The 12,011-nt window shown below is 27.0% G+C and carries 8 protein-coding genes, 1 tRNA gene and 1 pseudogene; 2 read left to right on the top strand and 8 right to left on the bottom strand.

The features are described from left to right. On the top strand, positions 1-276 hold a 276-nt coding region (locus EIC27_RS00455), incomplete at its 5' end, for a transposase domain-containing protein (protein WP_153183752.1). 312 nt (positions 277-588) lie between these two features. On the opposite strand, the gene EIC27_RS00450 is transcribed toward EIC27_RS00455, so the two are convergent. The 4 genes from EIC27_RS00450 to EIC27_RS00435 form a co-directional block, all read right to left on the bottom strand. Next, positions 589-665, bottom strand: a tRNA-Met gene (locus EIC27_RS00450). Positions 666-738: 73 nt separating this feature from the next. Continuing rightward, complete coding sequence (locus tag EIC27_RS00445) at positions 739-2,742, bottom strand: MFS transporter (protein WP_126044200.1); 2,004 nt, start codon at positions 2,740-2,742, stop codon at positions 739-741. 66 nt (positions 2,743-2,808) lie between these two features. Continuing rightward, positions 2,809-4,311, bottom strand: coding sequence for a 2,3-bisphosphoglycerate-independent phosphoglycerate mutase (gene gpmI, locus EIC27_RS00440; RefSeq protein ID WP_126044199.1), 1,503 nt, complete (start codon positions 4,309-4,311; stop codon positions 2,809-2,811). Beyond that, complete coding sequence (locus tag EIC27_RS00435; RefSeq protein ID WP_205702303.1) at positions 4,311-5,465, bottom strand: HAMP domain-containing sensor histidine kinase; 1,155 nt, start codon at positions 5,463-5,465, stop codon at positions 4,311-4,313. The genes gpmI and EIC27_RS00435 overlap by 1 nt, the downstream gene beginning before the upstream one ends. A gap of 628 nt (positions 5,466-6,093) precedes the next feature. On the opposite strand from EIC27_RS00435, the gene EIC27_RS00430 reads away from it, so the two are divergent. Continuing rightward, positions 6,094-7,302, top strand: coding sequence for a hypothetical protein (locus EIC27_RS00430; protein WP_126044197.1), 1,209 nt, complete (start codon positions 6,094-6,096; stop codon positions 7,300-7,302). On the opposite strand, the gene dxr is transcribed toward EIC27_RS00430, so the two are convergent. The 4 genes and pseudogenes from dxr to EIC27_RS00410 all read right to left on the bottom strand — a co-directional run. Then, a complete protein-coding gene (gene dxr, locus EIC27_RS00425; protein ID WP_126044196.1) occupies positions 7,299-8,450 on the bottom strand; it encodes a 1-deoxy-D-xylulose-5-phosphate reductoisomerase in 1,152 nt (383 codons plus the stop codon). The genes EIC27_RS00430 and dxr overlap by 4 nt on opposite strands. 14 nt (positions 8,451-8,464) lie before the next feature. Further along, positions 8,465-9,148 carry a phosphatidate cytidylyltransferase gene (locus tag EIC27_RS00420; protein ID WP_126044195.1) on the bottom strand — a complete coding sequence of 228 codons (684 nt, stop codon included), beginning with the start codon at positions 9,146-9,148 and terminating at the stop codon, positions 8,465-8,467. Continuing rightward, complete coding sequence (gene uppS / locus EIC27_RS00415) at positions 9,138-9,836, bottom strand: polyprenyl diphosphate synthase (RefSeq protein ID WP_240627053.1); 699 nt, start codon at positions 9,834-9,836, stop codon at positions 9,138-9,140. Before uppS ends, EIC27_RS00420 begins: the two co-directional genes overlap by 11 nt. 263 nt (positions 9,837-10,099) lie before the next feature. Beyond that, a pseudogene (locus EIC27_RS00410) lies at positions 10,100-12,001 on the bottom strand (ATP-dependent helicase); the annotation flags it as partial. Positions 12,002-12,011 lie beyond the last annotated feature (10 nt).

Raw genomic sequence — 12,011 nt, 5'->3', positions numbered from 1 at the left:
CTTTTAGATGGAAGACTGCGTATTGATAATAATGATTCGGAGCGTAGTATAAAACCATTTGCAGTTGGCAGAAAAAATTGGATGTTCTGTGCAACAACTAAGGGTGCTAAAGCTAGTGCAAATATTTATAGTATTATTGAAACTTGCAAAGTAAATAAGATTAATCCTTATGATTATTTAAAATATTTGCTGAATCATATTCATGATTATTCTGATCCAAAAGAGTTAGTAAATTTACTTCCATATAATATTGATAAAAAAATATCATCAAATTAAATTTTTTTTAGAATTATCAAAAAACTTAAGAAACCCAAAGAAAGGCGGATAATACTTGTCAAGATGGGGATATTTTAGCGTTTACATTGCTATTTAAAAATTCCTCTTTCTTTATTATTAAGTAAGAATAAAATACTTCCAAAAACACTTATTAAATACTGCTTTATTTTTCCAATATACATTTTTTTATATACATTACCTTCACTAATAGCTATCAAACAATTAATATTTAAACCCTATAAGTGGGAAAAAACTAATCATGGAAACAATTTATATAAAAAAACAAATAATAATTAAGATATTTGATAGATTTGGTTGCGGGGGCAGGATTTGAACCTGCGACCTTCAGGTTATGAGCCTGACAAGCTTCCGGGCTGCTCCACCCCGCGATAAGATTTAAAAGACTAGGAATTAATAGCATATTAAAATCGTAATATCAAATTAAAACCTAAAATTAATTATTTATTTCTTATTTAATATGTTCTTTACAAGCTTAGAAATTTTACTTTCAATTTTAAATTTATTTGGTATGTTCAATTTTTCAAAAACAAAAGCTATTGTTCCAATTAAAATACTATTAGTTTCAGCTGCAATCTTTTTTTGTTTTTCAGGGGATAATCCTTCTATAGTTATCATATTATGAATTCTATCAATTTGCTTTATAAACAACGCTTCATTATCCTTTACATTAATTAAATTAGCAATAACATCATCAAATGGAATTTTAATTTTTTCCCCATTAATAAAACTTACTCTGGTTAATCTATCAACAATTTGAGCAATCCTTGAATTAAAATTTTCTCTTACATCATCTAACGTACATTCTGTATCTTCAACAATATCATGAAGTATGGCAGCTATAATAACATCAGTTTTAAAGTAATATTCAGCTGCAATTTCTGCAACAGTAAGTGGGTGCGAATAAAAAGGCTCTCCTGTTTTTCTAGTTTGCCCATCATGCCATTTTTTTGCAAAAATAATAGATTTTTCAATAAACTTAATATTAACTTTTCTTCTAGCAATCTTGTTTAGATTAACTAATTTAGTAAGTAAGGATTTTGAAAAATCACAATCTAAATTATAAAGTTTGTATTCCTCACTCATTATATAATTATACTGATTTTCATCTAATCCAGTATCTGCATTAATTGGATCATCCTCAGGATAATTATCAAATCTACCCGCATTTTTTTCTATTTTTTCCATATATTTTACAGCTAACCAGTAACATATCATACCTGGTATACAAATAAGCCAAATGCAAAAATCGCCTATAAAAACTTTTGAAAATTCTAATATGATAGGTGCAACACCATAACCAATAACTGAAGCAATCCCAAATGCAATTCCCAAAATCTTAAATCGTTTTGATATAGGTATATGCTTAAAACAAGTTAATTCTGTAGGGCTTGTAAAACTTGGAAATAATAAAACCAATAATTGCAAAAAAATTAACGATATTAAATTATCAGTTATTTTAAATAAATAAGGTAAAGATAATACTAATATCGAAGAAACTATTATACTTACTTTAGCTAACTTTAAAGGGTGAAATTTTTTTAATAATGGTATTACTAATAATAAAAATATCAAATGTAGTGCACTAAATTTAAGATTTTGGGTGATAATTTGTTCACTATTCATTCCTAATTTCACTTTCATAAACGGCACGGTATAAATATAAGCTATATAAAAATAGATCGCAAAAGGCAGATGCATAATAAAATAACTAAGAACTATTTTTTTATCTAATTTTTCTTTAACAATATTAGAATTTATTAGTGTATTGTTGTTTTGCTTCTCTAATTCAGTTTGAATTCTAAGTCTTTTTTTATAATCTATAAATTCAGGTGTTTCTCTTAATTTTGTTCTAGCTACAATACCTACAATTGCTATAATAGCACCAATCCAAAATGCTATTCTCCAATCAAATGCAATAGAAGTTGCAAAATAAGCAACTAGAAGTGCAAATGATCCCCCTAACTTAGACTGAATATTTATGATAGATGTGCATATATAACTATATGGAGGCTTTAAGGACTCCATTATATAAAGCTGGGCCCCTAAAATTTCTCCCATTGAAGTAAAACCTTGAAGCATTCTACAAAAAATTACTGTAAAACTAGCCATAATACCAATATCTGAATATGTCTTTAAATTTGCCATGATTATACAGCAAATAGACATTAATATTGTAGTAATTATAACCGTATTTTTTCTTCCAATATGATCCCCTACCCACCCTACTATAAAACCACCTACTGGCCTAAGGATAAATGTTGAGCAAAATGTAAATATTGTCACAAGCTTTGTCGTAAAAGGATCTGTTTGAGGAAAAAACAACTCATTTAAGAGAACTGCCATATGCACATACAGCATTAAATCAAAATACTCTAAAAAAGTACCTATAGAAAGCAATAATACACCTTGATTTTGCTCTTTACTTAATACTTTATTACTTGACACCTAAGTTTATTCATAATCACACACATATGTAAATTGTGAAATAAATTTATCTTATAAGCAAGCTTTTTATCTAATTAAAGTCTCACCAGACATTTCAATTGGCTTTGGAATTTTTAATATATCTAAAATTGTTGGTGCAATATCAGATAATTCTCCATTTACTAATTTTATTTTTTTATTCCCAAAATAGATTAGTGGCACATCATTTATTGTATGCGATGTTTTAATTTGATTACTATTTACTTCATAAATTTCTTCTGCATTTCCATGATCAGCAGTAATTAATAATTTAACATCTTTTTCTTTACAAATATTTAGAAGCTTTCCTACACACTGATCAATAGTACTACAAGCTTTAATAGTCGCTTGTAAATCACCAGTATGACCAACCATATCAGCATTAGCATAATTAACACATATAAAATCAAATTTCTTATTTTTTATTGATTCAATAAGCTTATCAGTTATTTGATAAGCTGACATTTCAGGTTTTAAATCATAGGTTTTAACTTTTGGAGAATCAACTAAAAGCCATTTCTCACCATCAATTTGCTTCTCTCTTCCACAATTAAAAAAGTAAGTTACATGTGCATATTTTTCTGTTTCAGCAACTCTTAATTGTGTCAAACACTTGTTAGAAAGATACTTTCCTAAATCGTTCTGTATTTTCAATGAAGGTAATACTTCTTCAATAATATTTTTAAATTTACTAGAATATCTAACCATAGAAGCAGCATAAGAAAGATTTAATTCTTTAACTTCAAATTTATCAAAATTATTTAAAACTAAAGACTCCGCAATCTGCCTTATTCTATCAGCTCTAAAATTTAAAAATAATAATGAATCTTGATTATTTATCCCAGAAAATGATTTTTTATGAGCTGGCCTTATAAATTCATCGGTTATACCTTCACTATAACATTTTTTAATATATTCATGTACATCATTATATACCGATGTATCTCTAGCAACTATCGAGTTATAAGCAAGCTTTGTTCTATCCCATCTACAATCTCTATCCATAGCATAATACCTACCACTAATTGATGTAATTTCAATGTTATGCTCGGATAATTTTTTAATATACTTTAATGCACCTTTAGGAGATGAATCTCTACCATCTGTAAATGCATGTAATTTCACCTTTATATTATTTTTATCTAAAAAACTTGCTAGTTCCACTATATGATCCACATGAGAATGTACACCACCATCAGAAATCATTCCTAAGATGTGGCAAGTTTTATTAAAAGATTTATTAACTAAATTTTTTATAATATTATTTTCACTAAGCTTGTGGTGATTTTTAACTAAATTATTTATCCTTACTAAATCTTGAGGAATTACTCTACCGGCTCCTATTGTCATATGACCTACTTCTGAATTGCCCATCTGCATAGGTGGCAATCCTACACTTTCACCACATGTCTTAATTAAACAATTAGGATAATAAGATAATAAATAATCAATATTAGGAGTATTGGCCAATTTTATAGCATTGTTATTTTTATCATGTGATATACCCCATCCATCAAGAATACATAAAATTATTTTAGTTTTGTTTTTCATTAATCTCCTATTGGCAATTTTATTATTACTTTTAATCCACCTAAATGACTTTTAGCAAGCAATATTGTTCCTCCATGTGTATTAATTATATTTTTTGATATTGCAAGCCCTAGACCAAAACCTTGCTTAACTTTTGAATCTAATTTTTTAAACGGTTCAAAAGCTTTTTTGTATTCTTTTTGCTCAATTCCAGGTCCATCATCTTCAATTGTTAAAATTGTTTCTTCAGAAGCTTTTGATAAACTGATGCTGACTTTTTTATAACAGAATTTAATGCTATTATCAATAACATTAGTTAAAGCTCTTTCTATAGCATTAACTCTTATAGTAAGAAATAACTTATTTTGATTAGTGTTATTAGTAAAAACTATTCTGTTATCATTTAATAATTTCAAGGTATTTTTGATCATTTTTATAATGTCAAAACTTTTATTATCTTCATTTCCTTCCTCTTTAGCAAATGTCAAATAACTGTTAATCATATCCTCAATTTTTTTCATATTTATATTAATTGCTTCAGTATAATTATTTTTATTCATTAAAGATAATTGTAATTTTATTCTTGTAATTGGTGTCCTTAAGTCATGTGCTATATGAGCAAGCATCTCTGTTCTATTTTTTATTTGCTTTAAAATTCTTTTTCTCATCTTTAGAAATGATAAACCAAGTGATATAATTTCATTTGCACCAGATGGTTTAAAATAAAACAACCTACCTTGCCCAAAATCTCTAGCAGCTTTATTTAATTTAACAATTGATTTAACTTGGTTTTTCATAAAAAATAATGATATTAAACCAAATAAAATTGAAGTAGTTAATATCCAAAGAATAAAGATATATGTTGTTGGATTCTTTATTTTACCAGTTGAAAAATCCAGCTGAAGAATATTTTTGTTGTTAACATGTACTTGAACTCTAATTTTAGAAAATTTTTCAATATAACCTATATCTGATTTATAATAAATTTCTTTATCTATCTTTCTTCTTAAACTTAGTAATGACCTGTCTTTAATCATACCTTGATATTCTGAATTATTTGCAAATGAAATATCAAACCCTAATTTATTTAAATTACTTAAAATACCTCTATTATCACCATATAAGTTATAAATATTTACAATCGTATTAATTTCTTGAACAACAATATTTTCCATATTATTTGAAACACTTCCCCAATGTCGTTCATAAAAAATAGTTATCGTAACAATTTGAATAATGACTATAGGCAATAAAATCATTAATAAAAATCTATTGTATATAGAGCTGGGGAGTAAGTTCACTTAAATATCTATAAAAATTACACTGTTTTATATAATATATACTGTTCTATTTCAAATTTTATATAAAATCTATTTTAATATTAATGAACTATTATTATTAATTTTTTGTATTTTGAAAACTATTTTAGGTATAAATTTTAAATTAAAAAAATACTTAAAATTGTTAATAAAAATTTAACATAAAGCTTGAATATTTTGCTTGCAATACAATAAGATTAGCTATACTATCACCCATGACATGAGGAGCAGTATCTAATTGGTCACTTTCACACACATCCCCTCACTACTTTTCTCTGCTTCTCTTGTCACATAAATATAATAAGACGAAAAAATAATTATTAACTAATTATACTTTCGTTCTTCTTAACATTATTGTACAAAACTTTTTATAAAATTGCAACTTGCAACTTTATAAAAAATAATAATATTCTTTTATTCATTGATAAGAGCTACTTTATAATTTATTATTATGTTTATAAATACTAATTATTAAAAAACATATATGTCTGTTATTAAAGATATTTCAATAGCTTTAGCTAATGTTGCTGTCAAAGTATATGGTGTTTTCTACGATTATGATACAGATGTAGAAGTTAAAAAGGGAGTTAAACATAAAGATAATGAACCAGAAATTAATAAAAGTTTTTGGGCTAAAACAAAAGCTAGATTATGGGATGTAGTTGATTTCTTTTTTGGCCCATCTACTCTAAAAGTAATAAGTTTTTTGTCAATTGGCTTTTTACTTTTGAGCCCATTTGGACCCTTAGCAATTGGAATAGCAGCAACAGTTTCAGTATTAACTTTAGGATTAGGTATAGTAATAGAAGGAAAGAATTTAAAAGATTTAAGAGTTCAACAAAAAGAAGCATTAGCACTAGAAACTATAACAGAATTACATAAAGAAAAACTAGAAACATTAGATAAAACTCCTGAACTAAAATCTATATTAGATGAAATGCTCAAACAAGAGCATAAATTAGATGGAAAAGACAAAACATTGAAAATCAAAAATATTTTACAACATTTTCCTGAAGCATTAATACCTCTTGTAGGCAACATTATGACAGGCAATATGATTTCTATTGGAGCAGGTGGATTTTGTGTAATGGTAGGAGCATTCTCAGCTGTCAATGAACAAAAGTCTTTTAGTAAACAACGAGACGAAATGCATAACATAATACAAACTAACAAAGATATGTTGCGAGAAAATGGAGGTTTAAGCATTGATTATCCACAAGGCTCAGGTTTAGATTTTTTAAAAGGCTGCATCAGGGATACAGAAGCTGAAATACAAGCAATAAAAAATATACAGGCTAAAATTGAAAATGGTGAAATTAATATTAATAAACCAGAACAGGTGAAAAAACAATTTAAAGCAGAATTAAGCCAAGTAAAAAAAGATTTAGAAGCAAGATCAAGTAAAGCTGATAACCCTAAATTAGAAGTCCACAGCCTAAATTACTATACAAAAAAGGCTTTTTTTGCCAGCTTTTCTTATGATCGAAGTAGAGAAATTTTTGCCCCACTTGCTCATTATAAAGAAGAGAAACATACAGAATTTAGAGATTTTTATAAAGATAGAGTTAAAGGAAAAATTGTAGACACTCCAAGCAAACAAGCACAAAAAGATAAAGATATTTCTACTAAAAGGTCATTTGTTGAAAGTTTAACTCAAAAAAGTGAATTACATGGTAGAAGTATAAGGACTTAATAAATAATGTAATTCTTTATCTTTAATTTCATTTCCTTAGAATAATATAAAACATCTTCTAATGAAGTAATTTCAACCGACGTTGCTTTACTTACTGAACCTTGGATTAGTTTGTTTATTCCTAAAAAACTTATTTTTTTTTGAAGAAATGTTTCAACTGCAATTTCATTTGCAATGTTAAAAGTAATTAATGCATAACTACCAAGTTTATAAGCTTGTTTTGCTAAATAAAACAATGGAAAACGCTCTTGTGTAATTTTTTGAAAATTTAACAAACCTATTTCAGCAAAATTTAGTTGAGTATAATTAAATTTTATTCTTTTTGGATATTCAAACACGGTTGAAATTGATGTCTTCATGTCATGATATGCCATTTGAGAAAGGACTGAACCGTCTGAATAATATACCATACCATGAATTATTGACTCTGGATGAATTATTGCATCTACCTTATCAATATCTAAGTTAAATAATTTACAGGCTTCTATCACTTCAAGCCCTTTATTTACCATATTAGCACAATCAACAGAAATTTTAGCACCCATTTTCCAATTAGGATGGCATGCAGCTTGTTCTGGAGTGATAAACTTTAACTCCTCAATATTCTTATTTAAAAATGGACCACCTGAAGCAGTAAGAACAATTTTATCTATGTTTTCTCTGTTATTTTCTTCAAATACTTGAAATATTGCATTGTGCTCTGAATCAAGTGGTATAATTTTAGTAAAGCTCTTTTTTGCTTTATTAATTATAAAATCTCCAGCACAAACTATACTTTCTTTATTTGCAAGACCAATTACTTTAGAATTTCCAATAGCTTTCATAATTGGTTTAATTGCTATCATCCCCATAATACCAACAATGGTAATGTCATATTGTAAACCAGACATATTTATGAGTTCTTTATGGCCAGAAAAAATATTTATATCATAGCCACTAAGCAACTCTTTTAATTCCTTATATTTACTCTCATCACATATCACTATATTCTTAGCTTGAAACTTTATTGCCTGTTCAGCCAGCTTTTTAGCATTTTTATTTGCTGTAAGTGTAGTTACTTCATATTTACCTTTATATTGATCAATCAAATCTAAAGTGTTGCAACCAATACTACCAGTTGAACCTAAAATGCATATTTTCTTTTTCATAATTTAAATAAAAATTATTTAAACCTTAAGATAAGATAAAAAAATATTGATGCTAAAAATATACTATCCATTCTATCTAATACTCCACCATGTCCTGGTATAATATTACCACTATCCTTTACACTAAATTTTCTCTTAAAATATGATTCCATCAAATCCCCAACTTGCCCTATAATACCTAACAAGCTTAAATAAAACCCAAAAATAATAGCAAACGCAGAAAGGAAAATATGCTTTAACATAATAATTGCTACTATATTAGGGATAAAAAACGTAATTACTATACCCCCAATTAATCCTGCCCATGTTTTTTTAGGACTAATTTTTGGACACAATTTCGGCCCATCAATCAATACACCTGCAAAATAAGCAGCAGAATCAAACACCCAAATACTCAAGAGTAATATCATAATTTTAAAATATCCTTCATCATATAATCTTATATATCTAAGTGATATCATAGAGAACCCTATATAAATTAATATCGGTATTATCCACGTCATTTTTTTTAACAGCGATATTTTTTTATCATTGTTAACAATCATGATAACTTCATATGTTGAAATTATAAATATTAATCCTAAAAACGAATCAAACAAAACCCCTCCTTCCATAATTATATAAAGTACAATTGGAATTAATACTAAAGCAGTTATCACTCTCTTAAATAAGTTATTATTAAGTATTTTACTTACCATATTTCCTCTCTCTTTTATTAAAATTATCTATGGCATCAAGCAAATCTTGCTTTTCAAAATCTGGCCAACACTTACTTGTAAAATAAAGTTCAGTATACGCAATTTGCCAAAGTAGAAAATTACTTAATCTTTTTTCTCCACTTGTTCTAATCAATAAATCTGGGTTTGGTATTTGATGAGGATTTATAATAGACTCAAATAATTCTTCAATATTATTTTTATTAACAGATTCCTTATTATGTTTTTCATTAAATTTTAAAATTGATCTAGTAATTTCATCTCTTGCACCATAACTCATGGCAATAACTAAGCAAAAACTGTTTTGCGATGATCTATCTTCAGCACTTTTCATAGCTATTTTTATATCTTCATCTAATTTTGAATGGTCACCAATAAAAATAATTCTTATATCTTCTGCAATCAATTTTTCAATGTCTTTTTTTAAATACTCGCGAAACATGTCCATAAGCTTTGCGATTTCATCCTTAGGTCTTTGCCAATTCTCAAGTGAAAATGCATAAAGTGTTAGATACTCAACACCAAGCTTTTTTGAATATTTTATGATACATTGCGCAGATTTAATTCCTTTTTGATATCCAAAAGATTTTGGTAAATTTTTTTGCCTTGCCCATCTACCATTACCATCCATAATTATTGCTATATGCTTAGGAATATTGTTTTTCTTCATTAAATTCTTTAAATCAATTCTAAAAATTCTGCCATTATCTTTTTTACACCTTCCTTCTCAAAAAACACCTCTGTTATATCTTCTTCTTTAGATAACACAATACCTTTACCAAATTTAATGTGTTTTACTTTTGTTCCAACCCCAAATTTTTCTTTTTTTGTTGAACTAATAAAATTTTGCTGCTTAACTTCTTTAAATGAGTGTAGGTTATTTTGATTTAAAGAATTATTAAAGTAATTATTTACTATCTCATAACTAACTTTGGGTAGTTCATTAATAAACCTTGATATTTCTGAAGTTTGTAAATCTCCATATACTCTTCTATAACAAGTATATGAGATTGATAAATCTCTTTTAGCTCTTGTTATTGCTACATACGCTAACCTTCTTTCTTCTTCAATTCCAGATTCCTTTTCTTCTTCAATTGATTTTGAACTTGGAAAAACTCCTTCTTCCCAATCTGGCAAAAACACAACCTCAAATTCTAAACCCTTGGCAGCATGGATTGTCATTATGTTAACCCTATTATCTTCTGCAATATTATCAGCATCACTTATTAAACTTATATATTCCAAGAAGGATTTCAAATCTTCATATTCACTCAAACTACTAATAAGCTCATGAATATTATCTATTCTCTCTTTAGATTCATGCTTTTCATCATTACTCCACATATCAATATATCCAACTTTATTCAACATATCTTTGACAATGTCAGAATTGTTTTCATTATTTATTTTTTTATTACTTTCCTCAATTATATTGATAAAATTATTCAAAGAGTTTGCTGTTTTTCCTTTGATTTTTTTCTCAGCAATCATTATTTTTGATACTTCAAACATTGATAAATTTGAATTTTTAGCAGTATTTAAAATATTCATAATAGTACTATTGCCAATTCCTCTTTTTGGGGTGTTAACAACCCTTTCAAAAGCTAAATTATCTTCTTTGTTAACAAGTAACCTAATATATCCTATACTATCTTTAATTTCCAACCTATCATAAAACTTAGTACTACCAACAATTCTATATGGTATACCTAAAAAATTAAGACTTTCTTCAAAATTTCTAGTTTGATACCCTGCCCTCACTAAAATTGCCACATCAGAAAGCTTAGTCTTCTTTAATCTTTCCAACATATCTATTTCATCTGCAATAGCCCTTGATTCTTCCTTATCATCATAATAATTTATGATTTTAACCTTATTTCCATCTTTCTTATCAGTCCATAAAACTTTAGAATGCCTATTTTTATTATTGGAAATTAAATTACTAGCTAGGTTTAAAATATGCTGAGTTGAACGATAATTTTTTTCAAGCCTTATAACTTTAGCATCTGGATAATCTTTATCAAATCTCAAAATATTTGTAATTTCTGCTCCCCTCCATGCATATATAGATTGATCATCATCCCCTACACAACAGATATTATTATGTTTTTGTGATAATGTTCTAATCCATAAATATTGCGCGATGTTTGTATCTTGATATTCATCAACTAATATATATTTAAATTTATTTTGATAATATTCGCAAATGTCTAAATTATCATTAAAAAGCCTTATATTATTTAGTAATAAATCACCAAAATCCATAGCATTAAAATTTTCCAGCCTATTTTGATATTCATTATATATTTCGCTTAATTTACCTTTTGCATAATGCTCAACTTCTTGTGATGATAAATTTTTAGGCATAATAGCCCTATCTTTAAATCTATTTATATAATAAAGTAGAACTTTAGCTGACGTATTTTTATCATCTAATCCAAAATCTTTTATAAGCTGTTTAATTAATCTAATTTGATCATCTTGGTTTATAATTGTAAAATCAGTATTATATCCAATAAGTTCTGCATGACGCCTTAAAATTTTTGCAGCCATAGAATGAAAAGTACCTATATTCATAGAGCCAGAAATATTCTCTAAAAATTTCTCAACTCTTTGTTTCATTTCATTCGCTGCCTTATTTGTAAATGTTACAGCTAATATTTGTGATGGAAATGCAAAACCATTATTAATTAGGTGAATAATTCTTGAAGTTAACACTTTTGTTTTACCAGTTCCAGCTCCTGCCAAAATTAATATGGGACCATCAATATGTGAAGCAGCTTCAAGCTGTGCTTCATTTAATTGTGACAAATAATCCTCTTTAAAATTTTGCATTATTTTTTAT

This window comes from Candidatus Aquarickettsia rohweri, assembly GCF_003953955.1.
In the GTDB taxonomy this organism is placed as follows: Bacteria; Pseudomonadota; Alphaproteobacteria; order Rickettsiales; family Midichloriaceae; genus Aquirickettsia; species Aquirickettsia rohweri.
Note: the sequence above shows the minus strand (reverse complement) of the source record. Positions and strands in the feature narration are given on the sequence as shown.

Coding starts and splice junctions, on each gene's coding strand:
- gpmI (WP_126044199.1), bottom strand. CDS start 4,311: ATGAAAAACAAAACTAAAATAATTTTATGTATTCTTGATGGATGGGGT.
- EIC27_RS00420 (WP_126044195.1), bottom strand. CDS start 9,148: ATGGTAAGTAAAATACTTAATAATAACTTATTTAAGAGAGTGATAACT.
- EIC27_RS00435 (WP_205702303.1), bottom strand. CDS start 5,465: ATGGAAAATATTGTTGTTCAAGAAATTAATACGATTGTAAATATTTAT.
- dxr (WP_126044196.1), bottom strand. CDS start 8,450: ATGAAAAAGAAAATATGCATTTTAGGTTCAACTGGTAGTATTGGTTGC.
- EIC27_RS00430 (WP_126044197.1), top strand. CDS start 6,094: ATGTCTGTTATTAAAGATATTTCAATAGCTTTAGCTAATGTTGCTGTC.
- uppS (WP_240627053.1), bottom strand. CDS start 9,836: ATGAAGAAAAACAATATTCCTAAGCATATAGCAATAATTATGGATGGT.